This window comes from Mycobacterium sp. 852014-52144_SCH5372336, assembly GCF_001665615.1.
Classification (GTDB): Bacteria; Actinomycetota; Actinomycetes; order Mycobacteriales; family Mycobacteriaceae; genus Mycobacterium; species Mycobacterium neumannii_A.
Genome location: NZ_LZSW01000035.1, coordinates 62095 through 88774, shown reverse-complemented (window position 1 = coordinate 88774; position 26680 = coordinate 62095). Strand labels below are relative to the sequence as shown.

At 62.6% G+C, this 26680-nt stretch carries 18 protein-coding genes; 5 read left to right on the top strand and 13 right to left on the bottom strand.

Going from position 1 to position 26680, the window contains the following annotated elements:
• The 3 genes from A5759_RS07530 to A5759_RS07525 form a co-directional block, all read right to left on the bottom strand.
• On the bottom strand, positions 1–6173 hold a 6173-nt coding region (locus tag A5759_RS07530; RefSeq protein WP_156616853.1), incomplete at its 3' end, for a non-ribosomal peptide synthetase.
• A gap of 42 nt (positions 6174–6215) precedes the next feature.
• Positions 6216–6440: an MbtH family protein gene (locus A5759_RS25595; protein WP_082962037.1), complete on the bottom strand. Its 225-nt coding sequence runs from the start codon at positions 6438–6440 to the stop codon at positions 6216–6218.
• A 587-nt stretch (positions 6441–7027) separates the two neighbouring features.
• Positions 7028–7714, bottom strand: coding sequence for a class I SAM-dependent methyltransferase (locus tag A5759_RS07525; protein WP_231984576.1), 687 nt, complete (start codon positions 7712–7714; stop codon positions 7028–7030).
• A gap of 282 nt (positions 7715–7996) precedes the next feature.
• Between A5759_RS07525 and A5759_RS07520 the strand changes: the two genes are divergently transcribed.
• On the top strand, positions 7997–9064 hold the full coding sequence (locus A5759_RS07520; protein ID WP_068195852.1) for an NAD(P)-dependent oxidoreductase: 1068 nt from the start codon (positions 7997–7999) through the stop codon (positions 9062–9064).
• On the opposite strand, the gene A5759_RS07515 is transcribed toward A5759_RS07520, so the two are convergent.
• On the bottom strand, positions 9057–10325 hold the full coding sequence (locus tag A5759_RS07515) for a glycosyltransferase (protein ID WP_068195826.1): 1269 nt from the start codon (positions 10323–10325) through the stop codon (positions 9057–9059). The two genes, A5759_RS07520 and A5759_RS07515, sit on opposite strands and share 8 nt — an antisense overlap.
• Positions 10326–10597: 272 nt before the next feature.
• On the opposite strand from A5759_RS07515, the gene A5759_RS07510 reads away from it, so the two are divergent.
• The gene (locus A5759_RS07510; protein WP_068195824.1) at positions 10598–12238 is read left to right on the top strand and encodes a GMC oxidoreductase; all 1641 of its coding nucleotides are present in this window, start codon (positions 10598–10600) and stop codon (positions 12236–12238) included.
• Positions 12239–12262: 24 nt separating this feature from the next.
• Here A5759_RS07510 and A5759_RS07505 read toward each other — a convergent pair whose 3' ends face one another.
• The 3 genes from A5759_RS07505 to A5759_RS07495 are packed head-to-tail and all read right to left on the bottom strand — an operon-like array spanning position 12263 to position 15387.
• On the bottom strand, positions 12263–13273 hold the full coding sequence (locus tag A5759_RS07505) for a Gfo/Idh/MocA family protein (protein ID WP_068195821.1): 1011 nt from the start codon (positions 13271–13273) through the stop codon (positions 12263–12265).
• A gap of 10 nt (positions 13274–13283) precedes the next feature.
• Positions 13284–14540, bottom strand: coding sequence for a glycosyltransferase (locus A5759_RS07500; protein ID WP_068195819.1), 1257 nt, complete (start codon positions 14538–14540; stop codon positions 13284–13286).
• 22 nt (positions 14541–14562) lie between these two features.
• Positions 14563–15387 (bottom strand): TylF/MycF/NovP-related O-methyltransferase, encoded by an 825-nt coding sequence (locus tag A5759_RS07495; protein ID WP_369816175.1) that lies wholly within the window; start codon positions 15385–15387, stop codon positions 14563–14565.
• Between the two features lie 442 nt (positions 15388–15829).
• On the opposite strand from A5759_RS07495, the gene A5759_RS07490 reads away from it, so the two are divergent.
• Positions 15830–17344: an MFS transporter gene (locus tag A5759_RS07490; protein ID WP_231984579.1), complete on the top strand. Its 1515-nt coding sequence runs from the start codon at positions 15830–15832 to the stop codon at positions 17342–17344.
• On the opposite strand, the gene A5759_RS07485 is transcribed toward A5759_RS07490, so the two are convergent.
• The 3 genes from A5759_RS07485 to A5759_RS07475 form a co-directional block, all read right to left on the bottom strand.
• Entirely contained in the window at positions 17345–18037 is a 693-nt protein-coding gene (locus tag A5759_RS07485) for a rhamnosyl O-methyltransferase (RefSeq protein WP_068195817.1), read from the bottom strand.
• A 189-nt stretch (positions 18038–18226) separates the two neighbouring features.
• Positions 18227–18991, bottom strand: coding sequence for a phthiotriol/phenolphthiotriol dimycocerosates methyltransferase (locus tag A5759_RS07480; RefSeq protein WP_197505990.1), 765 nt, complete (start codon positions 18989–18991; stop codon positions 18227–18229).
• A gap of 148 nt (positions 18992–19139) precedes the next feature.
• A complete protein-coding gene (locus tag A5759_RS07475) occupies positions 19140–20048 on the bottom strand; it encodes a sulfotransferase family protein (RefSeq protein WP_197505989.1) in 909 nt (302 codons plus the stop codon).
• A 675-nt stretch (positions 20049–20723) separates the two neighbouring features.
• Between A5759_RS07475 and A5759_RS07470 the strand changes: the two genes are divergently transcribed.
• Positions 20724–22169, top strand: a complete 1446-nt coding sequence (locus tag A5759_RS07470; RefSeq protein ID WP_068195810.1) for a hypothetical protein — start codon at positions 20724–20726, stop codon at positions 22167–22169.
• A 34-nt stretch (positions 22170–22203) separates the two neighbouring features.
• Here the strand turns inward: A5759_RS07470 and A5759_RS07465 are convergent, their stop codons facing one another.
• The 3 genes from A5759_RS07465 to A5759_RS07455 all read right to left on the bottom strand — a co-directional run bounded on the left by A5759_RS07465 (position 22204) and on the right by A5759_RS07455 (position 25538).
• Positions 22204–23166, bottom strand: coding sequence for a GDP-L-fucose synthase (locus A5759_RS07465; protein ID WP_068195804.1), 963 nt, complete (start codon positions 23164–23166; stop codon positions 22204–22206).
• A 6-nt stretch (positions 23167–23172) separates the two neighbouring features.
• Positions 23173–24195 carry a GDP-mannose 4,6-dehydratase gene (gene gmd / locus A5759_RS07460; RefSeq protein ID WP_068195802.1) on the bottom strand — a complete coding sequence of 341 codons (1023 nt, stop codon included), beginning with the start codon at positions 24193–24195 and terminating at the stop codon, positions 23173–23175.
• 65 nt (positions 24196–24260) lie between these two features.
• Complete coding sequence (locus tag A5759_RS07455; protein WP_068195799.1) at positions 24261–25538, bottom strand: glycosyltransferase; 1278 nt, start codon at positions 25536–25538, stop codon at positions 24261–24263.
• Between the two features lie 238 nt (positions 25539–25776).
• On the opposite strand from A5759_RS07455, the gene A5759_RS07450 reads away from it, so the two are divergent.
• Positions 25777–26541, top strand: a complete 765-nt coding sequence (locus A5759_RS07450; RefSeq protein WP_068195796.1) for an aspartyl/asparaginyl beta-hydroxylase domain-containing protein — start codon at positions 25777–25779, stop codon at positions 26539–26541.
• Positions 26542–26680: the final 139 nt, after the last annotated feature.

Below are 26680 nucleotides of genomic sequence, written 5' to 3'. Positions count from 1 at the left end.
TCGCCGCCGAGTTCGAAGAAGGAGTCGTCGACGCCGACGCGGTCCAGGCCCAGGACTTGGGCGTAGATGCGGGCCAGGACTTCTTCGGTGTGATTGCCCGGTGCCCGGTAGTGGTCGATGTCTTGGTATTCCGGTGCCGGCAGGGCGCGGGTGTCGAGCTTGCCGTTGACCGTCAACGGCAGCTTGTCCAGCGGCACGATCGCGGTCGGAACCATATAGGCGGGCAACCGTTCGCTGAGCGCGGTGCGCGCAGCCACCGGATCGACACTGCCGGTGACATAGCCGACCAGACGCTTGTCACCGGGGCGATCCTCCCGAGCGATCACCGCGGCCTGCTCCACCCCATCGAGGGCGTTCAACGCGACCTGAATCTCACCCAACTCGATGCGATACCCACGAATCTTGACCTGGTCATCAGCACGCCCCAGATAGCGAAGCTGCCCATCAGCACCCCACGACGCCAGGTCGCCCGTGCGATACATCCGCTGCCCGGGGGCACCCGCATCGGCGAACGGACACGCCACAAACCGCGTCGCACTCAGATCCGGGCGGCCCAAATACCCACACGCCAACCCCGCACCCGCGACATACAACTCCCCGACCACACCGGCGGGCACCCGACGCAACCACTTGTCCAACACGAAAAAGCCCAAATGCGCCAACGGCACCCCGATCGGGGACACCGCAGCATCGACATCGGCGGCCACGATCTCACGGAACGAAGCATGCACCGTGGTCTCGGTGATCCCATACATATTGATCATCCGCGGCAACCCCGGATGACGCTCCAACCACGACGTCAACCGCTGCGGCTCCAACGCCTCCCCACCAAAGATCACCGTCTGCAGCTTGAGCTGATCCCCGCGTTCGGGTGACAAGGCATCAGCGGTCTGCAACGCATAAAACGCCGACGGCGTCTGACTCAACACGCTGACCTGTTCGCTGACCAACAACGCATGCAGGTCTTCCGGCGAGCGCACCACTGCATCGGGCACCACCACCAACCGGCCACCATGTAGCAGCGCACCGAAGATTTCCCACACCGAGAAGTCGAACGCCAACGAATGACACTGCGTCCACGCCTGCCCCAATTCGAGCTCGACGTCGATGGCATCCAGTAACCGGGTCACGTTGCGGTGAGCGACCGCCACCCCCTTGGGCGCACCCGTCGTTCCGGATGTGTAGATGAGGTAGGCGATATCCTCCGGTTTCGGCATCGGCAGGCCGGTGGATGGGTAGGTTCCCACCGCCGGATCGGCGACATCAATCATCGTGGAGACGAGTCCGGACAATCTCGTGCGCAGATCCGCGGCGGTGATCGCGGCCACCGGGGCCGCATCACCGAGCACAAACTCGATTCGTGCGTCCGGATGCGCCGGATCGATCGCCAGGTACGCCGCCCCGGTCTTCAACACCGCCATGATCGCGATGACCGCTTCGGCGGACCGCGGAAGCAACACCGCCACCGACTGCCCCGGACCCGCGCCATGCTCGACCAGCAAGTGCGCCAGCCGATTTGCGGCCCCGTCCAGCTCGCGGTAGGTCACCGAGCGACCCTCGAAGGTCAGCGCCGCCGCCTCCGGGGCGCGCATGACCTGGGCGGCGAACAGATGCGGAATCGACCTCCCGGCCGTTGTGGGTTGGCTCAATGCCGGCCGATTACCCCACCTGTCCAAGCGGGCATGTTCGCCGGCGTCCAGCACATCCATCGAGGACAACCGTCGCGCAGGGTCAGCGGTCATCGCAAACAACACCCGCCGCAACCGCTCGATGAGCAACTCGACGGTGGCCGCGTCGAAGACATCGGTGCGGAACTCGACGTCCCCACCGATACCGGCCGGCTCACCGGTCGCGCCCCAACGCTCGGCCAGCGAGAACGTCAGATCCATCCGGGCGGTGCGCGTGTCCACCGGTAGCGACGTCACCTGCACATCGCCCAGCTCTAAACCGGTGCCCGGATCAGCGTCCTGCCAGTTCTGCCACGCCAAGACGACCTGCACGAGCGGGTGATGGGCCAAGTTACGGTTCGGGTTCAACCGCTCGACGAGAACCTCGAACGGCACATCCTGATGCTCATATGCGGCCAGGCTGCGCTGACGCACCTGGGACAGCACATCGCCGACCGTGGGATCACCGGACAGGTCGACCCGAAGCACCAGCGTGTTGACGAAGAAACCCACCAAGCTGTCGAGCGCAGGGTCTTCACGGCCGGCGATCGGGAAGCCCACCGGCACATCGCTGCTGGCGGTGACCTTGGAGAGCAGCACCGCAAGCGCGGCTTGCATCACCATGAAGCTGGTCGCGTTGTGCTCACGGGCCAACGCGTTCACGCGCCGCTGCAGTTCGGACGTCCAATCCACCGCGACTCGCGCACCGCGCGAGTCGGCCACCGCAGGATAGGGACGGTCAATCGGCAACTGCACCCGCTCGGGCAGATCGGCCAGAGCATCCTGCCAATACGCCAGCTGGGCCCCGATCCGGCTAGCACTGTCGTCGAGATCACCGAACTGCGCGCGCTGCCACAGCGTGTAATCGACGTACTGCACCGCCAACGGCTCCCAATCCGGAGCCCGATGCTGCCGCCGAGCCTCGTACGCGTTGGCCAAGTCGCTCATCAGGGGAGCGATCGACCAGCCGTCGGCCGCGATATGGTGCACCACCCCCACCAACACGTGATGATCCTCGGCCAAGCGGAAAAGCGTTGCCCTCAAAGGGATTTCGACGCTCAAGTCGAAAGTGTGACGGGCTTCCTCAGCGATACTCTCGTGCAACTTATTCGCCGACCACCCTGCGGCGTCCACGATCTCCCAACCGGGCTCGGCCTTTTCGGCGGGAAGCACCACCTGCTGCGGAACCCCATCGGCTGCCAGAAAGACGGTACGCAGGCTCTCGTGGCGGCCGACCACGTCAGACAGCGCGGCCTGCAGCGCCTGCACATCGAGGGCGCCGTGCAAGTCCAACGCGACGGGCATGTTATAGGTCGGTGACGGTCCCTGAAGTTGATCGACGAACCACAACCGGTTCTGCGCGAACGACAACGGAACCACAGCCGGTCGCTCAGCAGCCGCCAGGGGTTCGAGCAGCCGGACCTCTTGACCGATTCGGGGGGCGAGTTGCGCAATCGCAGGCGTCTCGAACAGCGCGCGCACCGAAAGTCCGGCGTTCAACGCCTTGTTCACCGATGTGACGACGCGCATCGCCGATAAGGAATCACCGCCGAGCTCGAAGAACGAGTCGTCAACCCCGACCCGCTCCAGCCCGAGGACTTCGGCGTAGATGCCGGCCAGTATCTCCTCCGTGGCCGTCGCGGGAGCGCGGTAACCTTCACCGTCCCGATATTCCGGCGCAGGCAGCGCCCGCTTGTCGAGTTTGCCGTTCACCGTCACCGGCACGCTATCGAGCACCACGATCGCGACCGGCACCATGTAGGCCGGAAGTCGCTCGGCGAGTGCCGCTCGCACTGCGGTCGGTTCCGCGGTTCCGGTGATGTAGCCGACGAGTCGCTTGTCCCCTGGGCGGTCCTCACGCGCGACCACGGCCGCCTGGTCCACTCCGTCCAGGCCGGCCAGCGCCGCCTGAATCTCGCCTAGCTCGATCCGGTGCCCGCGAATCTTGACCTGCTCGTCGGCGCGCCCCAGATACTGCAGTTGTCCGTCGTCACCCCAACGCACCAGATCGCCGGTGCGGTACATCCGCGCACCGGGCCGGCCGAACGGACAGGCGATGAACCGCGACGCCGTCAAGCCCGCCCGGCCCAGGTAGCCGACGCCGACGCTGTGGCCGGCCACATACAGTTCGCCGACCACACCGGCAGGCACCGGCCGCAACCAACCGTCGAGCACGAACAAGGCCGACCCGGGCAACGGCGAGCCGATGGGCACGACGTGCGAACCCGCGGTGAGCGGCGCACTCGTCGTCACCCACATCGTCGTTTCGGTGGGGCCGTATTCGTTGATCATCACCCGGCCGGGCGCCCACCGCTCCAACAAGTCCGCGGAGCACGCCTCACCGCCGACGAGAAGAGTCACGCCATCCAAACCCTCAGGCGACAACATCCCCGCGGCCGAAGGGGTTTGGCTCAGCACGCTGACCTTCTCGCGAACCAGCAGCGCCCGCAGGTCTTCCGGCGAGCCGGCCACCCACTCGGGCACCACGGCGAGCTGGCCGCCACGCAGCAGGGCGCCGTAGATCTCCCAGCCCGAGATGTCGAAGCTGTAGGAGTGCCACTGCGACCACACCTGTCGACCCGGCGGCAAGCCTGCCTCGTCCAGGGTGCCCATCAGATGCGTGACGTTGTGATGGGTGATCGCCACACCCTTCGGCCTACCCGTCGTTCCCGAGGTGTAGATGACGTAAGCGAGGTCATCGGGCGTGGGTGCGACCACGGTGTCGGGCAAGCTCGATGCGGACCGGGTATCGATCCGCGGATCGTCGACGTCGATGACCAACAGATCGTGACCCGCCAGCCGCTCGGCTAGAGCAGAGGTCGTGATCGCCGCGATCGGCGCGGCGTCATCGAGCATGAACGCGATTCGCGAATCCGGGTGGGCCGGATCGATCGGCACATACGCCGCACCCGTCTTGAGGACCGCGAACATCGACACGATCGCTTCATCGGAACGGTTGAACAACAAGGCCACCCGCCGGCCAGGGGCCGCACCCAGATCGACAAGCAGGTGCGCCAGCCGATTCGACCCTTCATCCAGTTCCCGGTACGTCAGCGAGCGGCCCTCGTAGGAGATCGCCACCGCTTCCGGAGAATCCGAGACTTGTGTCTGGAATGCCGTCGGAATCGACAGCCGAGGCGGCGCGGGCTCCGTCAGCACCGCGCGGTTGCCCCACTCATCCAGCCGGGCGTGATCCCTGCGGTCGAGCACCGACATGGTCGAGAGCCGGCGTGCCGGATCCGCGGTCATCGCCACCAGGACCTGCTGCAGTCGTGCCGCCAGCTCGGGTACATCCAGTCCAGAGAATGGATGCCCGGCGCCCAAGGTGTTCAGGAATAGGTCGTCACCCACACCCGAGAAGACGAGCCCGAAGCTGCCCACGATGCCGGCATTCGTCATGGACGCCGATGCCGGGACGCCACCGAAATCGAGTGTGAAAGCCGTCGGGAAGAAGTCGACCGCCACCCGCTCGGCTTGATGACCGGGAGCGAGGGTATGCGCCTTACGCTCGAGGGCTTGGACGGGGAACCTCTGGTGCTGCAGCACCTCCCGGATACGAGCGTCCACGTACTCGCAGAAGTCAGATACCGTCGACTCCGGCGAGACGCGCAACACCAACGGCACGATTCCGGCGAACATCCCGGGGAGGGTTTTCGACTCCGGCCGAACACGTCTGCTGACCGGAAAGTCGAGTACGACCTCCGAGCCTTCGGCTGACCATCCGCGCGCCAACAACGCGCACGCCGCGGTGAGTACCGACGACCTCGGAAGGTTCCACACGTGTGACAGCTCGTGGACTCGCCGGAGGACCACCGGGTCCAGCCGCACCGGCTCGGAGAAGTCGTAGGGGTCGTGCTCGACGGGAGCATCGGACGGGCGGGACTGCCGGCTGGGCTGAGGCGGGAGATTCTCGGTCCAATAGGCGCGATCTTCGCGGTAGTCAGTGGACGCTTCGTACTGCAACTCACACTCGACCAATTCGCGCAACGAACCAAAGAAGGCCGGTGGAATTGGCTCTCCCGAAACGATCGCCGAATAGACAGTTGCGATCCTTTGCCCGATCATCGCGATTGCGGCGCCGTCCACGGCTATGTGGTGGAGGCAGGCAAAGAGGTAAAACTCATCGAGGCCAGTCTGGAATAACACGAATTTGAACAACGGACCACTCAATGGCATCGGCGTGCGTTGGATCGCAGCCGCCATCTCTTGTGCATCCTGAACGGGGTGACGCGAACTACTCAGGTCGTAGTACGCCAACTCGACGTCAGGGTAGTCCACCGCCCTTTGGAAAACCCGGCCATCGGCCTCAAAACAGGAAATCCTGACGGGCTCGGCCTCTTGTACCACCCGGCGGATCGCCCACTCAAGGGCATCGTGATCGACCGCCCCCTCGATCCGAACGAGAAGACCAATCTGCCACTCTGTGCCGGAATGACCGGTCTCTTGCGCGAGCCAAATATCCAGCTGCGCCCGCGTCAGCGGAAGTTGGCGCTCATCGTAGTTCATCACACTCCCCCACGTCTCCCCCGATCCGAGACGGCCCAAACGTCATGAGTTCGGTCCCGATGCCAGCCTCTCGCGGAGGCTCTTAGGACGTATGTCAGGCCAGTTCTGTTCGATGTATTCGAGGCAGGCCGCTCGGTCGGCTTCGCCATAAACAACCCGCCAGCCGGGCGGGACGTCGGAAAAGGTCGGCCACAGACTGTGTTGCTCCTCATCGTTGACCAAGACGAAAAAGGTGCCATTGTCGTCGTCAAAAGGATTGATGCTCACAGCTCTCCAACCCACGTAGTCACCATGCTCTGAACCGCCCCCAAGATACTAGAGCCCGACTTGAACAACCAAGGCTTTCGGCAAACTGCCAGGATATGCCCCGAGAGACCTTAGAGTACTCTTCATCTCCCTCCCCGGCAAACTCGGGGCGGATATAGCTTTTAACCGCTTGAACTGGGACGATCGATTGATAGCCGTGCGCTTCGGCTACCGCGTTGGCGGTGAGCTCTCCGAGAACTGAGAAGTTGCCAGAGCCAACTCCATCGGCCTTCGGCCAGAGCGTCCGATGCTTGCGTGAAAAATTTCACACGGCGCGGATTTTAACAGGCACGCCGCGCGAATTCGTAATCGATTTATTGCGATCGACTTTCACCGCGGTTGCGATTCAGTCACGGACTGCGAAGCGAACAGGCGGGTGATCGCAAGCCGAATAGCGCCTCACAACGTGACGACGTTTCGAGACGCCGAAGCGTCTTATTCAGAGATGCCATTGAGAGCAATCGCCCTGTCGGACGAATACACAGTTGGGGTCTGTGCGACTGGCCAGTGCACTTCGATATGCACACAGCTGCCCTCAACGAATCCGTTTAGCTCGGGGCAATACGGCGGTCTACGGAGAGAAACTCGCGGAGGTAGCGGGGCGGCTTGAGATTCAGCATTCGCTGGCGGTCGGCGGCAAGATCCGCGTAGGAAAGTTCTTCGACCTCCGCCGCCGTATAAGACAACCGCGAATCCGGCGACCCCTTCCGAATGAGACCGACACCGAAGTCACAGTTCAGCACCGCCACCTGTAGATCATCCCGAGTGCTACGGAAGTGAACGATCGCCTTCCAGACATCTCCGCTCCACAGGATGTTCCACCAACGGTGTTGCGCGGCGAATTCGGCGAACGACTCTGCTGGATAGGCGATGGAGGCGAGCGCCGGATTGCAGTCATGCAGGACGATGACGCCGTCGTCGCGTAGATAGCGCAAAGTGTTTTCCACGTCGCGAATCACCTGCTGATAGGTGTGCAGCCCGTCGATCAGGGCGACGTCGATGCCGCGCTGCCCGAGAAATGCCGCTTCGCCGGCGAAGAACTCATCGCTGGTCGTTTCGAAGTAGTGAGTGACCCTCCCCTTTGCGTCTGCACGCCTGCGCGAGCGATCCGAGAGCCGGAACGCCGGATCGACGGCGATCTTCTCGTCGGCTTCGATGCGCCGGAACGCAGACCCCGTCTTCACGCCGATCTCCAGATAGACGGGTTTCGCCCGTCCGCGGAGCGCCGCCCGCACGGCCCTGATCCGATTCACACGACAATCCTCCCGGCTCCGAAAGTCCCACGACACACCGCAGGGACGTATGTGAAGCCTCCCACACCATCCAGAACGAGGAGAATACACGTTCAGAAGTCTTGGGCCACTTCTGGAATCCCCCGCATCGGACACGACGACGAACGTTGCTGGTGGCGCCGCTTTGCTCTCGCGAGCGGGATGCTCCGCTTACGATCGATCCGGACCGGGCTCGGACGGCGGGCGCCGGCCACCTACTTGCCCGAAGGATCGGAGGCTTGGCACGTGTCAACGTCGGTTCTCATCACGGGCGGGGCGGGTTTCATCGGAAGCGCGCTCGCCCGTCGACTTGTAGGCGCGGGCTACGAAGTCGCTGTGATGGATGTGCTGCACCCCCAGGTACACGGCGATGGCGAGATCGACATACCCCCGGATGTACGACTGTTCACCGGAGATGTCACCCATGCCCCCGATTACGACGCCGTTTTGAAGTTGTTTCGGCCGTCCCAGGTCATCCATTTGGCGGCCGAAACGGGCACAGCGCAGTCCCTGTCCCACGCGGCGCGCCACGGCTCCGTCAATGTGGTCGGCACCGCCGGACTCCTCGACGCCTTGAGCCGCAAGGCGCACGTACCCGAGCAGTTGGTCCTGGCGTCCTCACGAGCCGTATACGGCGAGGGCGCATGGCGATGCGGCGCAGAAGTCTTCTATCCGCGACCCCGCAGCCACGCACAGCTCGTCGCGGGTGCCTGGGATCCGAAGGGCCCGAATGACGAACCGGCGGAGCCACTTCCGAGTCAGTCGGGTCGCACAGAGCCTCGGCCCACCAACATCTACGCCGCTACGAAACTGGCGCAGGAGCACATGCTGGCTGCATGGGCGGCCTCCCACGACACCCAACTCAGCACACTGCGGTTGCAGAACGTATACGGACCAGGCCAGTCCCTGAGCAATTCGTACACCGGGATAGTTGCCCTCTTTGCGAAATCGGCTCGCGCACAACGACAACTGGAAGTTTACGAAGATGGCCGCATCCTGCGCGATTTCGTTTATATCGACGACGTGGTCGATGCGATGTTCGCCGCAGTGCAGTCACCTGCCAGTGAGGCGCGATGCCTCGACATCGGTTCGGGCAACGCAACGACCATCCATGGGCTTGCTCGCGAGATCGCCGCCATGTGCGACGCACCCGAACCGGTTGTCGTGCCGAAGTTCCGCGACGGCGACGTTCGGGCCGCCAGTTGCCTCACAGAGCAAGCGCAAACCGAGCTCCACTGGCGCCCGAGGTGGGATCTGCAGGACGGTTTGCGTGAACTGCTTGATTGGATCGACGACCAGCCACCCGTCAGTTGAGGTTCTTTCGGCGAGCCTTGTCTTCGATCAGATCGGCGGCTGCTGAGACCGCGGCGGCGGGCTTGGTGAGCCGAGGCGCAAGCTGGCGCGCGCGCTCGACATAGTCCGGCGCGAGAATGGTGCGCAGATCCGAAACCAGCGACTGCTGGGTGGTGCTTGAAAAGCGCCGCGCGGTGCCAACCTTCAGTCGTTTCACCACGGACCCCCAAAGCGTCTGATTGACGTCCATCGAGAGGATCAACGTGGGTACCCCCGCGCGCAGGCTTATCGCGGTGGTGCCTGCCCCGCCGTGGTGCACGACTGCGCGACAGGACGGAAAGACCTCGGCGAAGTTCGCCGCTCCGACCACCTTGACGTGCTCGAAGTGAGGGGCGTCGCTGAAATCGCTTGAGCCGGCGCCGACCAAAGCCCGCTCACCCAACTCGTCACAGGCCGCACCGATCATCGCGAGCGTATCCGCCGGCGACTCCACCGGCATGCTGCCAAACCCGAAGAAAATCGGTGGTTTTCCCGCTGCGACCCACTGCGCGATGTCGTCGTCGCCGTGCGTCGACAACTCCATCGTCAACGCGCCGACGAACGGTCGTTGGCCGCCCCATCGCGCCCACTCGGCAGCCAGCCCGGGAAAGCACACTTCGTCGTATGCCTGTATTTCCAGTGACCCGCGATCGGCAATCCGACGGGAGGCCGGCTTTGTTGCCTTCGGCAGTCCTAACTGACGACGCTGCGCCTCCTCGAGTTTGCGGTCCATGCGCCACCCCAGCCAGTCGTACGCCGCCATCACATACCGGCCCAGCGGCGAGGGCAGGATCGGCAGCACTTGGCTGTTCGCCCTCACCGGCAGGTAATGCAGCGTGACCAAGGGGATGTCGAAGTGTTCAGCCACGTTGGCAGCCGGTTGCTCGAAACTCAGACCGGTGAACAGCAGGTCTGCTCCATTGGCCAGCGACGTCAACGTCGTGTTCATGTGCTGCCAGCACTTGCTGAGGGGCTCCCACAGTTCGGGCCACAACCTACGCAGCTCCCGGACTTTCCACACATTGCGAAACACCGACATCCAGAACTTGCGATACGCCTCCAGCCAGGCCTCGGTCTCCATGCCGTAAGGAACCGCGGCAAGTCCGGCCGACTCGGCGAAGCCGACCAGATCGGGGGGCACCGCCATCACCACACCGTGCCCACGGCGCTGTAATTCACGCCCAATGGCCACCGACGGCTCGATGTCGCCACGAGTTCCATAGGTGGCCAGCACAAATTTCATCGCGATTGTCAGCCTCTCACTCCCCGTGCCCTCCGGCCGCGTTGTGTCGGTAAGTATCGTCTCTGCGTCGGCGGAGGCGATGAGCGGCCGGGTTTCCGCCGTTCGTTGGTCGTGCCTTCCAGCTGCAGCAAACGTCGAGGACGTGGTTGCCGCTCGTGCAGTGGAGGTGCGGCGCGATGCTGGTCACGTGCCTCTGCCTTGGTGTGAATGGTACTTTCGTGATTCGCAATCCGGGTACGGCATCGGACGATCACACACCGAGGAGCTCGACCTTGGCTAATGGCCAGCTGAGCGGACGCGAAGCAGAACGCGTCACGTGGGACGTGATCGTCGTGGGCGCCGGCATGGGCGGCGGGACGCTGGGCTACTCGCTCGCCCAGTCCGGGCGCAGGGTGCTCTTCGTTGAGAAGGGACGTTCGACACTGCCTGGAACGCCCGGCACGATCCGCTCCACCTTGCCGGAGTTGGCAGAGCCGCAGGCCGGCCGCTCCGCGGGTTCCTACTACGACGCCTTGGCCCGCGCGGGGCGCTCAACCGACGAGATAGAGGACATCAGCGGGCGCTTCACGCGGCGGTTCGTGCCGTACCTCGGCAGCGGAACGGGGGGTTCGTCGGCCATCTACGGCATGGTTGCCGAACGGTTGTTCGCTCGCGATTTCATCCCGCGACAGGATTTCCGGAACCCCGGTGATTCGACCGTCCCGGAGGCCTGGCCGATCACTTACGACCAGATGCGGCCTTGGTATGCGGCGGCCGAGAGGCTGCTGGGGGTCCGCGGCCAGCCCGATCCCCTGCGACCCGAAGCGGTTGACGTCAATCTGCCTGTGGCGCCACCATTTTCAGCGGACAACCAACCGTTGGTCGACTATCTCTCCGGGCTCGGGCTTCATCCCTACCACCTGCCTATGGCCTGCGATTACATCGACGGATGCGCGTCGTGTCACAGCTACCTCTGTGGACAGTCGTGTAAGAACGACGCCGGCGGTAACTGCGTGTTGCCCGCGGTCACCCGATACGGTGCCGGCCTGCTGTCCGAGTGTCGGGTGGTGCGACTAGACGCCGACCGAGCGCAGGTCCGACAAGTGATCTGCGAGGATCGCAGCGGCACGCTCGCCCTGAAGGGAAAAGTGGTCGTACTGGCCGCCGGTGCGCTGGTCACGCCGGTGCTGCTGTTCAACTCCAAGTCTGGCGATTGGCCGGGCGGACTGGCCAACGGCTCGGACTGGGTGGGGCGCAATCTGATGCGCCATCTCATCGACTTGATCGAGATCTGGCCCGGTTCCGGCGGCAAGATCACCGCGCCCAACAAAGAGATCGGTCTGAATGACTTCTACTTCTGGGAGGGGCAGAAGTACGGCACCGTGCAGTCATTCGGGGCGATGCCCCCCATGGAATTGCTGACCAATCGACCCGGGTGGCGTGCCAGATCGCTTCGGCTGCTGCGTCCCGTGGCACGCCCCGTCTACGAGCGGTTCTTCAACGGCGGTCTGGTGTTGGCGCCGCTCATGGAGGACCTGCCCTATCTGGACAACCGCGTGCTGCCGAGCGATACACCCACTTCGGACGGTCGGCAGCGGCTACGTATCCGATATCGTCTGCACGCCAGTGAAATCGAGCGCCGCGCAGTGTTCTTGAGGCAGTTGAAAGAGGTCTTCGAACCATTCCGAAAGATCACGCTACGGGGCGCTGAGGACAACGAGGCCGTGGGGCACGTGTGCGGCACGTGCCGCTTCGGTACGGATCCGAGTGCCAGCGTGCTCGACCCCAACAACCGTGCACACGAGGTCAGTAACCTCTATGTGGTCGACAGCTCGTTCTTCCCGTCGAGCGCCGGATTGAACCCAAGCCTCACCGTCGCCGCAAACGCCTTGAGGGTGGCCGCCCACGTCAACCAGGTGCACTTCGCGTCCTGATCGACACGCGGACGGCCCAGCAGGTCAACCTTCTACCGGCTTGCGGATCGGCAATCCGGCAGCGCGATAGATCTCGTCGATGACGGTCATGTTCTCAACCGCGTCATTCGGCGTTGTCGCCATCGGTTCGCCGCGCAGCACCGCGGCGATGAAGGCATCCAGTTGGTATTCATAGGACGAGCGTCGAGGGAAGCGCTCGACTCGGTTGCCCTCGGCCGATCGAATTGAGAGCCGACGGAAAGGCGCCATCGGATTACGCACACGCAGCCGTACGTCGCCTCGCTCACCAACTACCGTGACGCTCAACCGAAACAACTGTGTCGACCACATCGAACAGCGGATGCGGCCTGTATGCCCGCTTGCGAAGCGCAGTTGTGCCGTCATAGCTCGGTCCACCCGAGAATCGCGCAGCTTCGCCCGTGCCGAGACTACTTCGGGCGTCGATCCCCCGAATGTGCGAACCATGTTGACCGCATAACATCCGACGTCCATCGTGGCACCGCCGGCGAGGGAAAAGTTGTAGCGGATGTCGGAAAACTTCGGCAGCGGGAAGCAGAAGGCGGACTCCACGTGCTGCAGCTTGCCAAGTTCCCCGGAGGCAATGATCTCCTCGATTCGCAGCGTCAAAGGGTGGTAGCGGTAATGGAACGCCTCCATCACCACCCGGTCCGATCGCGCCGCCAGTTCGGCGATCTCCCTGGCTTCGGCCGCGTTGGCGGTAAGCGGCTTCTCGCACAACACGTGCTTTCCTGCATTGAGGGCTGCGCGAATCCACTTGCCATGCAGACCGTTTGGCAACGGAATATAAACAGCCTCGACGTCTGGATCCGCCAGCAGTGATTCGTAGCTGCCGTGCACCCGGGCGATGTCATGCTTGGTAGCAAAGACTTTCGCATCAGACGGATCGCGTGACGCTACCGCTGCTACCACCGCCTCGGCGTTTGCCCGCGCCGGATTGATCAGTCCCAGCGGTGCGATCCGGGCTGCACCCAGAATCCCGATTCGCAAAGGACTCCCCGGTGCACGATTGATCATGCCTCTCCTATCAGCCGACGCCCCCCAGGCGGGCGAAGCTCTCAACGTGGTCTGCTGCGTTTGCGGCGCTTTCGACGGGTTTGGTCATGCGAGGGGCCAGCTCGCGAGCCCGAGCCACACAGTCCTCAGTCAGGATCGTGCGTAGGTCGGCGACCAAGGTTTCCTGGGTGGTGTTCGCCAGGCTGCGGGAGGTGCCCACCTTCAGTCGCTTGACCTGAGCTCCCCACAAAATCTGATCGAGCCATGTCGAAAGAATCAGAGTGGGGACCCCGGCGCGCAGGCCGGCGGCAGTGGTGCCGGTGCCGCCGTGGTGCACGACAGCGCGGCAGGCCGGAAAGATCTTCGCGAAATTGATTTCCTCGACCACTTTCACAGGACCGTCGTGCGGTACGCCTTCGAAGTCGGTCCCCGCGGAGCAGACCAGCGCTCGCTCGCCCAACTCCGAGCACGCCGCGGTGATCATGCGTAGCGTCTCGGCCGGAGATTTCACCGGCATACTGCCGAAGCCGAAGAAGACGGGCGGTGTCCCTGCCGCGATCCAGGCGGCGACCTCCTCATCGGCTTCCGTCGACATCTGAATGCTCATCGCGCCAACGAGAGGTCGTTGACCATCCGTCTGCGCCCACTGGTCTGTGAGGCCGGGAAAGCAGGCCCCGTCGTAGGCTTGGATCTCCAGCGACCCGCGGTCAGCCGACGAGTCCTTCGGGGTCCGCGGCAGCCCCAGTTCACGACGTTGAGCGTCGGAAAATCTCTTCTCCAACCAGCCAGTCGACCACTTGGCCGTCGCTGTCGCGGCGCGGATGAGCGGCGACGACTTCGGAACCAACTCGCTGTGGGCTCGGAGCGGCGATGTGTGCAACGTTGCCAACGGGATGCCCCGGGACTCCGCGACATTGGCGACGGGACGATCGAAACCTGCGTCCGCGAGCAGCAGGTCGGCCCCGTCGGCCAGAGACGTGAGCGTTGCGTTGGCTTCCTTCCAGAATTGGCCGAACAAAGCCCAATCCGCCCGCCCCAGCTCGATCACGTCGCGCACCCTCCAGAACTTCGTGAAGAGCTGCGTCATGAAGTCGCGGTGAAGGTCCTGCCAAGCGCGCGAATCGGGTCCGAACGCGACTGCCTGCAGTCCCGCGGACTCGGTGAAGTCGACCAAGTTGGGTGAGACGGCCGCCCGCACCTCGTGGCCGCGCCGCAGTAGCTCACGACCGACTGCAATGCATGGCTCGACATCGCCGCGACTGCCGTAGAAAGCCAGCACGAATTTCATCGGAACGAAACGACCTTCGGCATTACTTGCGCCACAGGGCGCCTGTCCCGTCTATATCGACGATGGGGGCAGTTATCTCGTGTTTTGCGCGATAATCCGCGACTGCCTGGCGACACGCCGGGATCGCGTAGTCATCGATAATGCAATATCCGCCCGGTGACAATCTCGGGTACAGGGCGTCGAGCCCCTGAATGGTCGATTCGTAGAGATCGCCGTCGAGTCGCAACACCGCGATCTGCTCGATCGGGGCATCGTGGAGTGTGTCCTTGAACCAACCGGGCAAGAAGCAGACCTGTTCATCAAGCAGACCGTAGCGCTCGAAATTGGACCTGACTTCCGCTTCGGAAACCCCCAAGATGCCGGAAAAGAGGTCCAGTCTGAGCCCTTTGTCCGCCTTGTAGTTCTCGGTGTCTGGCCGCGGCAACCCCTGGAACGAGTCGGCAACCCACACTCGCCTCGTCTCATCCCCGTAGGCGGCGAGAACCGCCCGCATCAGAATGCAGGCCCCACCCCGCCACACCCCGCACTCGACGAGGTCGCCCGGGATGTCCTCAGCAAGGACTGTCTCGACACATTCCTGCAGGCTCGTGAGCCTTTGCATGCCGATCATCGTTTCAGCGGCCGCCGGCCAGTCCAAGCCCAGATCTCGCTTGCTCTTGAACGGGCTGGCTCGGTTGATGACGGCGTTCGCGCCCTTGAAGAGAAGCCGCCTACGCAATGGCCACTTCTCGGGCATCCGCTCATGCATCCCGTACCGGGTGAGGTTGCGTCGCATCAGGTCCAGGTAAAGAGACCGCAGGTCGCGATCGGTCACCGTCAAAACCGCCCCTATCTCGCTTGCCAGCATTCGCTCGATGAGTGTAGACGCCCGCTCTCGCGGTGTCCCCCGGCCAGCAAACATCTCTGGATACCTGGGTCCCGGCGCCGGTTCCGAGTTTGACTCACCTGGATTTCATCACCGCCGATTGCGCGTGAGTTCGGAATTTTTCACACGCGCTGACATCGGGCCAATGCCGGAAATGGCAATTGGCCGTCGATGCGTGAGTTCGTTGCTCGACTGCGCACCCAGCAGAGCCCAACGCCTTGAATTGCTTGGCCGTGCACGCGCTGAGGGCGGTTGCCGACCGTAAGAAAGCAGGCCGCAGCGGAGCATAGGTACGCCTGTCTAATCTGTTTGCGACAACGCTTTCAGATGATTGCTGTAGGGTATCCGCGATGGTGTGCCTCCAGACGGTCGAGAGCGGACGCCTCCACTCGATTACGGGGTGACAGCACACGCCAGTCCTGCAATTCCGCTATCCGACGATCCGAACCTGCCGCGCCCTTCGAAGAAGGATTCTGTGAAACGACTTCCTCCTCGCTGGTTCGTCGCCGCGGTTACCGCGATCGGTAGCATGCAGCTCCTGTCGATGATGGACAGCACCATTGCGATCATCGCCCTTCCCAGGATCCAAAACGACTTGGGGTTGTCGAGCGCCGGGCGAAGCTGGGTGATCACCGCGTATGTGCTGGCCTTCGGCGGACTCATGCTGCTCGGCGGTCGCCTCGGTGATGCGTTCGGACGCAAACGTGCCTTCATCGCCGGCGTCGCTCTCTTCACGGTGTCCTCAGCACTGTGCGGGATCGCCTGGGACGGGGCCATCCTCGTCGCCGCGCGGTTGATGCAAGGTGCAGCCGCGGCGGTCGTAGCGCCGACCTCGGTCGCGCTAGTGGCGACAACCTTTCCGAAGGGACCGTGGCGCAACTCAGCAATGGCGGTGTTTGCCGCTTTGATGGGCATCGGCTCTGTGGCAGGGCTGGTCTTGGGCGGTGCGCTCACCGATGTGTCGTGGCGGCTTGCGTTCCTGTTGAACGTGCCTTTCGGGCTCCTCGTGCTGTTCCTGGCGCGCACCGCGCTGGAGGAGACCCATAAGGAAAAGATGAAGCTCGACACCGCGGGCGCCTTGCTGGCCACCATGGTTTGCACCGCTGCGGTGTTCGGCTTCTCAATCGTTCCCGAGGACGGCTGGCTATCCGTCGCGGCGATCGGTTCGGCCGTGATAGTCGTCGCGGGACTGGTGGCATTTATTTTGGTCGAGCGCACTGCCCAAAACCCGATCGTGCCCTTCCAGTTGTTCCGCGACCGAAATCGACTGGCCATATTCGCGGCCGTATTTCTCGGCGGCGGGGTCATGTTCACTCTCATGGTGCTCATCGCCCTCTACGTCCAAGACGTCATGGGCTATAGCGCGCTGCGCGCGAGTATTGGATTCGTCCCGTTCGCCATCGCCGTAGCCGTCGGCGCAGCCGCGTCGTCGAGATTGGTCAGATTGTTCTCGCCGCGGGTGGTGATGACCGCCGGTGGCTCGCTGATGCTGGCCGCCATGCTCTATGGTTCGACGCTCACCCGCGAAGCCCCGTACTTCCCGGATCTAGTAGTGCCGCTGGTCGTCGCGGCCCTGGGAATCGGCCTGGCGAACGTCCCACTCAGGCTGGCGCTGATCGCAAGTGTGGGGTTGGACCAGATCGGCCCGACATCTGCGATTGCACTCATGCTGCAAAACCTCGGCGGTCCCCTGGTGCTCGCCGTCGTCCATGTCGCGATTACCACGCGCACATTGGCTCTGGGTGGCACCCAGGGACCCGTCACCACCATGAACGTCGAGCAACTGAACGCGTTTGACCAGGGCATCACCTACGGCATGCTGTGGTTGGCGGTGATGGTGCTATTCGTTGGTGTGGCGGTCCTTTTCATCAACTACAGCGCCCGCGATGTGGCGCACGAACACGACGTCGAAAGCGATACCGACTCCCCGAAGCGTTAGCTAGTTTCGGATGAGGAATCCGTTTGTTGCGAAGGAAAACCCGAATTTCATTTCTCGCTCACGATCATGGGTGTAATCGTCCGGGAATAACGCCTCATAGGCTTCGATAGCCTCGAACGGCCCTGGACCCATGCCGGGCAAGATCGGGTGGCCGTTGATGTTCGAATCCTCGACCACCATGTAATCACCGGTCTTCAACAAGGGGCGCAACAGTTTCATTTCGGCTAGCACATGGTCACAGCTGTGGTCGCTATCAAGGATGGCGAAGACCGGGCCGGGATACTCGCTGCGCAATTGAGTGATCTTCTCAGCCACTTGCGGTTCGGCCGATGACGATTCGAATAAGATCACGTCCGGATCGTCCTGCACTTCAGGCAGCACATTTTGATGGGTGATGTCTACCGACAAAACAGCGAACGGCCTTTTCGTCTGGCGCAGAACGGTGGCGTAAAACAAGGCTGAACCGCCTCGAAATGTACCGAACTCCACCACCAGAGACGGACGCAAATCCCAGAGAATTTCCTGGTAGTTCCACATGTCGCTGACCGACTTCTGACATGGAATGCCCATCCAGCTAGTCGTATTCCAGACCAATGTGCCGTAGTACCACCTGTGATATTCCTCGGCGATCGCGTCGCTGGGTCGGTAGATAACCCCCGCTAGACCGCTGGCGATCTGCCGAATCAGTCCCATTCATCTCCCCTAACCGCTTCAATCAGACATCGGATCTTTGCGCAACGCCCCACCCGGCCAAGCGAGATTAACAGGACCGCTGTTGACGGGGGCAGGAACCCGCGGATCACCGTACTGCGCTCACCGAACTCTTGCTGCCAGCAATGACAAGCGTCGTCCTTCGCACCCTGACCGCTGACGACTGCGCGCCTAAGCGATGAAACAGTACATGCGATAGGAGAATTCGCCGTCTTGCATCGCCCGGTAGACCTTTGAGCCTTGCACGAATTGACAAGTCGCGCTCAGAAGCTTTGAGTTGTGGTGTTGAAGCAACTCTTCCCAGCGCCGCGAATTCTGATCCATCCCACGCAAGACATCCGTGGTGATGTCTCGGTGCGAAAACATTCGCATCGGGGCGTCCGCCAGCGCCGCCTCCCAGTCCGGAATATGGGGTGAGAAGCGGCCGTCGGTGTAAAGGAAGTGACCACCCGGCCGTAGGACTCGCTTCACCTCGTTGAGAAACAGTCGAAATTCTGGATAATGGATCGATGATTCGACGTTGACAACGGCGTCAAAAGACTCATGAGGGAACGGTAAATCCTGTGCGTCACCCTCGACGAATTCCAACCCCGGCGTACGGTGTTGCCGGCGACAGAACTCGATTCCGTTCGGGTTCAAGTCCAGTGCCACGTATCGGGCGGGCTCAAGAGTACGGGAAAGATATGAGGCGCCGCCGCCATGACCACACCCCACCTCCAGCACGTCCTTGCCCCTCAAGTCTCCCGCCTGCGTGGCGGTTCGATGGTAGAGCTGAATCGGATACCGATGGGGTTCGTCGGAACCGTCTAAGGTGATTGCCATCGGAGGGTCTTCTTCGTAGCCGTAATTCAAGAAAAAAACGTCATCGCCGTCGAACCGCCGAGTCAGACTGCGGTAGTCACGCTTCTGAGTCTTATAGCCGAGCTTCCAGACGATCGGGTGAAATAGTAAGCGGTCCAAAAGCCTCACGCGCGGTGTCCCTTCCAACTTTCTATCTAGTTGCTGTTGATGACTTTCTATCCAGTTGCTGTTGATGACGCTCTCTGAAATTAGCCTATCCTGCACTCGTCCGCTGACGAACTAGCTAAGCCCAACTTCCGCTACGCCGATTGGCCAAGGCGCGAATCTCGTACATCAGTTTCGTGAGCGACGGGCGCATGAAGCGGTTCAGCTTCTGTAAACGATCGAAATCCTCGAATGATTTCCGGAAGCCGCACTCACTCGTCCGGTACTCCTCGTAGACGCGATCGAGCTCATCCAGCTGCAGGGGTTCGTCACGCGCCGCACCGCGTAACGTCTCGTAAACCACCGAGAACCAATCGGTTCCGAACGGTTCCTCCACTGGGCCGATGTGTCGCTGTCGGTGAAGGCTGGGCCGTAGAAAGTTCCCAATCTCCGCTTCGTCCTGTTCGCTGAGATCGATCTCGAGCGCCTCTGACACCCGCGCCACCTCGCGGCGCCAGTCGTCCAGAAGGTTGGCATACTCCAGAAAAACGCGGGGGAGGCCGCGTGTTTTTCTTTCAGCGAGCAAGGTGTACTTCAGCCAAAGCGTCTTGGCGAGTTCGGAGGAAACCCCGCCCGGTGCGGTAATCGACGCAACGACCTCCTCCGGCGGGCGCAGCGCGATCACACTCACAGCCTCAAACCCGGCGGTTCGCGCCGCTTCGAACCAGATATCGACCAAAACGGTGATCTTTGGATCTTTGAGGACGATGAGCGGCGCGGACGGCAGTGTGGAGAGAAATTCGCGGATGTCCCCGACGCAAGCCGCACGCTCTTCGGCGTCTAACACGCCGTCTTCTTGCAGGCGCAATGTGGGGTCATACCATCCACTACCGTTGCGGCGCAGAATCTTGTCGTTGAGATGGAGGGCTGCGCGCGGCTCCCAATGGCCGAGTGGGTTTTCCGGCATGGCGCCCATCATCCCGGTGGGAAGCTCGCATCCGCAGAGCGAAAGAACCCGTGTGATCGCCGATGTTCCCGACCTGGGCATGCCCAAGACGAACACGATGACGGGGCGTGCTGCGCTCTGACTTTGCGGATTCCCGGCCGGGTCGCCGGTCACGCTCGCTGCCCTGCGTCTGTTGCGGCTACGAGTTCGTCCACGTGCGCTCCACGGTGACAAGCCGATTCCACGGCGGTCTTCCCGCTGGTGCGTCGCCGGTCGCTCATGGCGGCAGAATATACAGGAGCCCGGTGGTGGCGCAGCAATTTGCTACCGTCTCGACAGGCCAGTCGGCGGCACCCCTCTTCGCCATCTGCGAACCGGACATCTGCACGATGACACTTGGGCGCGCCGTTGATCTTGCCGGCCAAGTTGGCGTGGTATCACGAGATCAATGCGAGCACCTTCGGAACCGCCCCCAGTACAGCCTTCGACACTCATTTCCGAACGAAACTCGAATCGACACCAAGGACTTGGACATTTGCGACATTGACGGCGCTTCGGTGGCACCACGATGCGAAATCTCCGCCGATCCGGCAAGCAAGCGCTGTAAGACGCACATCACCAGCCGTAGTGCGGCAACGGGATCAGCTACCCTCGAACGGTGATCACGCGCGACACGCTACCGGTTGGCGCTGCGCGACGTTGCATCGCTCCTCTCAGTTGGGCGTTTGCCGCACCGCAGGTCGCGCGCTCGCCGAATCCCGGCGTCAAGGCTGATTCATGGCAGTAGAAGGTCGCCCCGTTCGCGCACGGTCGAGGCGCCGCCGGCGCAGCGATCAGCCGCAGCCGGACAACCGGCTCGCGCTGCTGGACCACGCTTTTTTCACGGGACAGCGCGCAACGAATCAAGACCAGGTCTTACAGGTTGTCTGGGTCTATGAACACGCTCTGAATTTCGACGGTTTACAACGCTTTCATCACTATCTCGGACGGGGATTACTCGCACGGCGCATCGAACGTTCACCGCTACCGTTCGCCAGGCACCGCTGGGTGTCAAACGCGGAACAGCCGGGGATCGAAGTCGCCGAGCATGCTCGTCCACGGGCTGAAGTCAGCGACTGGGCCGATGAGCGCTCACAACTGCCGATCGATCCAGAAGCTGGTCCCGGTTGGCATCTCGGTGTCCTACCACTCGAGGACGGCGCGACCGCCGTGACTCTGGTGGTTTCGCACTACCTCATAGACGGCCTCGGCCTCATCGTCGCTCTGATCGATGCGCTCATGGGTGAGACCCGTGATCTCGGCCTCCCCCCGCCGCGTTCACGAACTCCGTTGCGCGCGGCCGCACACGATGCGCGAAAGGTGGCACAGGACATACCCGAGGCGACCCGAGCGCTTCGAACAGTAACCAGGCTTGCTCGTCAGCACCGACGTGAACTTGCCGCGGCGGCACGACTGGCTCGCCGTCACCGAGAGGAAATCGTCCGCTCACCGGCATCGCCACCGGCCGCCAGTCCTGACGCCGGTGCCAGCGGTGATCTCGTCATCGTGCCGGCGGTCACCATCCACGTCGGCCTCGAGCACTGGGATGCGCGGGCAGCAGCCCTGAATGGGACCAGTAAGGCATTGTTCGCCGGGTTCACTGCGAAACTCGGTGAGCGCATCGGACGCCGCGGCGATGACGGCGCGATCACCCTTCAACTGCCGGTGAGCACTCGGACGGAGGGTGACACGCGGGGAAACGCGATGACCGTCGCACGAGTGACCGTCGACCCGACGCAGGTCACCACGGACCTGAGCTCGGTGCGCGCCACCATCAAGCAAGAGTTGAGCAATCTGACCGAGACGTCGGACGCTCCGCCGCACCTCTGGTTGACCCAGTTCGCACCGAAACGGGCGTTGAGACGGCTGTCCAGTGTGATGGTGGTAGGCGACACCGGTTCGCCGATATTCTGTTCGAATCTCGGGGACGTGGGCACCATCATCCGTCGCCTCGACGGCACCGATGCGGAATACGCCACAGCGCGAGCAGTGGGGCAACACCTCACGCGACAGTGGCTCGAAGAAACTGGCGGGCTGATGCGATTGCAGGGCTGGCGCATCGGCGGCAAGTTCGGTATCAGCGTCATCGCCTACCAACCCGGCGCAGCCAACACCCGGGACGCTCTGCGCGAGATGGTTGCGTTGACCTTGGCCGACTTCGGGTTGACCGGTCAGATCGACTAGGTCCGGATCCGATCGTGTCCAAGCAGATGCCCGATCATCTCCTCACCGCATCAACATTGTCTCGATACCATGCGACGGTGGTCTCGATGCCGGCTCGTAGCGAGATGCCGGCTTTCCACCCCGCATCGCTCAGCGCTGAAACGTCCAAGAGCTTACGGGGTGTCCCATCGGGTTTCGTGTGATCCCAGTGCGTCTGGCCGTCGTAACCCACCGCCTGGGCCACCATCTCCGCGATCTCCGAGATGGTGTGGTCGACGCCGGTGCCCACGTTGACGTGATCGGACCCGTCGAAGTGCTCGAGAAGATACAGGCAGGCACTCGCCAGATCGTCGACGTGCAGCAATTCGCGTCGAGGACTGCCCGTCCCCCAATTGGTCACCTCGGTTGCGCCGGTGACCTTCGCCTCTTCATACCTGCGGATCAACGCCGGCAGGAGATGTGAGCCCGTTGCGGAGAAGTTGTCGTTCGGGCCGTAGAGGTTGGTCGGCATGGCAGAGATCCACGCCAACCCGTGCTGACGCCTGACCGCTTGAACCTGAAGAATCCCCGCTATCTTCGCGATGGCGTAGGCGTCATTGGTGGCCTCGAGAGGGCCGGTCATCAATGCGCTCTCGTGAATTGGCTGCCGCGCGTGTTTGGGATAGATGCACGAGGAACCGAGGAACAGCAGCCGCGGTACACGCGCGGCGACCGCGGCGTCGAGCAGGTTGACCTGAATTTGCAGGTTTTCGGAGAGAAAGTCGGCTGGGTACGTATTGTTCGCCATGATGCCGCCGACACGGGCTGCAGCGACGATGATGATCTCCGGCTTTGCCTCCATGACGAAGTCGAAGGTTGCGGCCCGGTTTGCCAGATCGAGCTCATCGTGTGTCCGCGCCAATAAATGGACGAACCCCTCCGCTTCGAACTTCCGCATGAGGGCCGAGCCGACCAACCCGCGGTGCCCGGCGATGTACACGCGCGAACCCCGGTCAAGAGTTCCGACCTCGAAGGCCATCCGTTTTCAGCTCCACCCGGAAAGAGTCGGAGTGTCTCTCCATGGCCTACCTTCGCACTCCAATGCGGCGATGTCTGCGTCCACCATGATTCGCGCGAGTTCTGCCGTATGTACGGATGCCTTCCAGCCCAGTGATTGAGCGGCCTTGGTGGCGTCACCTACCAACGTGTCCACCTCTGTGGGTCGTAGGTACCGCTCGTCGAACTTAAGGTACTTGTGCCAGTCCAGCCCGGCGCGATCGAACGCCGTCTGCGCGAATTCGCGGACGGAATAACCGCGTCCCGTTGCGAGCACGTAGTCGTCGGGATCGGGAGCCTGCAGCATTCGCCACATCCCCTCGACGTATTCGGGTGCATATCCCCAGTCCCGGATGGCGTCGAGATTGCCCATGTAGAGGTCTGACTGCACGCCCGCTTTGATGCGCGCCACTGCGCGCGTGATCTTACGCGTCACGAATGTCTCACCGCGCCTTGGTGATTCGTGATTGAACAAGATGCCGTTGACGGCGAACAATCCGTAGGCTTCCCGGTAGTTGCGCGTCATCCAATACGAGTAAACTTTCGCCGCGCCATATGGGGAACGCGGATAGAACGGCGTCTGCTCGCTCTGGGGTGGCGGGGACGCCCCGAACATCTCCGACGAGGACGCTTGGTAGAAGCGGCACTGAACGCCCGAAAGCCGAACAGCTTCCAACAGGCGTATCGAGCCCATCCCGGTGGTATCGCCGGTATGCACCGGTTCGTCGAAGCTCACTCGCACATGCGACTGTGCTGCAAGGTTATACACCTCGTCAGGGTCGATGGTGTTGAGCAATGTGACCAAACGGGTACCGTCGGTGAGGTCACCGTAGTGCAGGAACAGCCGAGCGTTGGCCTCGTGCTGATCGACGTAGAGGTGGTCGATTCGCTGCGTGTTGAAAGTCGAGGCTCGACGGATCAACCCGTGAACCTCATATCCCTTGCTGAGCAACAACTCGGCGAGATAAGAGCCGTCCTGACCGGTGATGCCAGTTATGAGCGCTCGCTTCACTGGTTCCCCAATTCCGTTGTGACCTGAGGGTTCACGTTACCGCCGCTGCCATCCGCCACACGTCGTCAGCGGTCAGCCGACACCCTCGAGGCGGCGAAGTTCTCCACAGCATCGGCGGCGGCGTTGATGCTCTCAGAAGGTTTTGTCATCCTGGCGGCGACCTCGCGGGCACGGACGAGACATTGTGGCTCAAGGATACGACGCAAATCAGCGACCAACGACTCCTGGGTGGTATCCGACAAGCGCCGTGTCGCACCGACTTTCAGGCGACGGCTCACCTGTCGTCCACGAAGCCGCTGATCTGGCCATGTCCAAAGAACAAGGGAGGGCACCCCGGCGCGCAGCCCGGTGGCAGTGGTAGCCGCCCCACCGTGGTGAACAACTGCGCGACACATCGGAAAGATCGCGGCGTGATTCATCGTTTCCACGACCTTGATGTGCTCCGGATGGGAGACGTGCCCGAAGTCGGTGGTGCCGGAGCAGATCAACGCCCGCTCGCCCAACTCCGCGCAAGCGGCGCTGATCATCGCGACGGTTTCCGCAGCGCTACCCACCGCCACACTGCCGAAGCCGAAGTAGATCGGCGGGCTGCCGGCGGCAATCCACGACGAGACCTCTGCGTCGACATCGGTCGACAACTCCATCGTGAGGGTGCCGACGAACGGCCTTCGGTCACCGAACGCGGCCCACTCCTCCGCGAGTCCGGGGACGAAGGCCTCGTCGTAGCCTTGGATCTCCAACGACCCGCGTTCGGTGATGCGGCGGGGAACCGGACGCGTCGACCGCGGCAGTCCCAGTTCGCGACGCTGCGCGTCGTCGGCCTTTTTCGACAGGCGCCAGATGACCCAGTCGTTGGCGGTCATCATGGCGCGCGCCAACCGCGCAGGCACCAGGGGTGTGGACTGCCTGTTCTTTCTCGTCGGGTGATAATGCAGGGTGGCCAGCGGGATGTCGTAGTACTCCGCGATGTTCGCAGCCACACCTTCGAACACCACGCCGGTGAAAAGCAGATCCGCGTCGTGCGCGAGCGGCGTGAGGGTTGCGCTCAGCTCCGACCAGCTCCGGCTGACTGGCCCCCAGAGGTCTCGCCAGGAATCAATCAGGCCGCGTACCTTCCACGACTTGCGGAACAAGCGCGTCCAGAAATCACGGTGAGCCGACAGCCAGGCCTGCGTGTCCGACCCATAGGGAACCGCCGTGAGCCCTGCCGCCTCGGCGAAGCCGACCAGATCGGGTGCCACGGCGACGCGAACGTCGTGCCCCCGACGAAGCAGCTCTCGGCCGATCGCGACGCATGGCTCGACATCGCCACGGCTGCCGTAGCTCGCCAGCACGAATTTCATTGCCGAGATTCTAGCCTTCCCCCGCGCGCGCACGGTCACCGAAGGTGAGCGGCACTTTTGCCGATCCCTGTCCCCGAGAAGATACCGTCGAACACGTCGCCTGCAAACTGGACTCGGAGGTTTCGCCGCCCCGTTGCACGGTAGACTCCCGGGGAAAAATCCTCGTAGGCTGAACACGTCGATCACCCGTTGGTGATTCTGAGGGTATGTAAGCGTTGGCCTCTGGCAAAGGGGGAGCATGGAACGGGCACGTGAGGCTCTGAAGCAATTACTCGGACGTGTCGTGATGGGCTTCTTTAACGCCCTCTACCGCCTTTATGTGCGTTCCTCGATCCACGGCGACCACGAATTCTTCAATACCGACGACTTCCCCTGGGTCCCGGCGATCGAAGCAGACTGGCACAAGGTTCGCGCCGAACTCGAAGAACTTCTCCCCTACGCGGCAGACCTACCGAACTTCCAAGACATCTCGCGGGATCAGAAAGCCCTCTCCCAGGACGACAAATGGAAGACCTTCTTCTTCTACGCGTACGGCATCAAGGCGGTGCCAAACTGCCGCCGTTGTCCGGACACCGCCGAGCTCCTCAAGAAGATCCCGGGCATGAAGACCGCCTTCTTCTCGATCCTCGCCCCCGGTAAGGAGCTGCCCCCGCACTACGGTCCCTACAAGGGTGTGCTGCGCCTCCATCTCCCAGTGCTCGTTCCCGAGCCTGCCGAGATGTGCGGCATTCGCGTCGGAACGCAGACGCGGCATTGGGAGGAGGGCCGAGTGATGATCTTCGACGACACCTTTGAACACGAGGCCTGGAACCGGACGGACGGCGTCCGGGTGGTCCTCTTCGTCGACATGATGCGTCCCATGCGATTCCCGGCGAACTTGGTGAACTCCACGATGAGCTGGTTGATCGCACTCTCGCCGTTCGTGCTCGGCAACCTCGGCAGCTATCTCCGCTGGGAGAAACGCTTCGAGGCAGTCATGAATAAAGGCGCGGCGGCGAACTAGCCCCGGCAGACCACCTGACTGCGGCAATCGCCGATGCGCGTCACGTGGATCTCCTGATCGACCATCCAAGCAACATTATTCGCGCGAAACGTCACCTTCGCGACGCCCCTTCTGTAGACATCTCAAGAGGCATTTCGGA

What these genes read in the sequence shown, in the direction of transcription:
- A5759_RS07475 (WP_197505989.1), bottom strand. Translation starts at nt 20,048, where the DNA reads ATGCCCAGGTCGGGAACATCGGCGATCACACGGGTTCTTTCGCTCTGC.
- A5759_RS07515 (WP_068195826.1), bottom strand. Translation starts at nt 10,325, where the DNA reads ATGAAATTTGTGCTGGCCACCTATGGAACTCGTGGCGACATCGAGCCG.
- A5759_RS07450 (WP_068195796.1), top strand. Translation starts at nt 25,777, where the DNA reads ATGGAACGGGCACGTGAGGCTCTGAAGCAATTACTCGGACGTGTCGTG.
- A5759_RS07455 (WP_068195799.1), bottom strand. Translation starts at nt 25,538, where the DNA reads ATGAAATTCGTGCTGGCGAGCTACGGCAGCCGTGGCGATGTCGAGCCA.
- A5759_RS07485 (WP_068195817.1), bottom strand. Translation starts at nt 18,037, where the DNA reads ATGGGACTGATTCGGCAGATCGCCAGCGGTCTAGCGGGGGTTATCTAC.
- A5759_RS07470 (WP_068195810.1), top strand. Translation starts at nt 20,724, where the DNA reads ATGGCAGTAGAAGGTCGCCCCGTTCGCGCACGGTCGAGGCGCCGCCGG.
- A5759_RS07500 (WP_068195819.1), bottom strand. Translation starts at nt 14,540, where the DNA reads ATGAAATTCGTGCTGGCTTTCTACGGCAGTCGCGGCGATGTCGAGCCA.
- A5759_RS07465 (WP_068195804.1), bottom strand. Translation starts at nt 23,166, where the DNA reads ATGGCCTTCGAGGTCGGAACTCTTGACCGGGGTTCGCGCGTGTACATC.
- A5759_RS07505 (WP_068195821.1), bottom strand. Translation starts at nt 13,273, where the DNA reads ATGATCAATCGTGCACCGGGGAGTCCTTTGCGAATCGGGATTCTGGGT.
- A5759_RS07495 (WP_369816175.1), bottom strand. Translation starts at nt 15,387, where the DNA reads ATGCTGGCAAGCGAGATAGGGGCGGTTTTGACGGTGACCGATCGCGAC.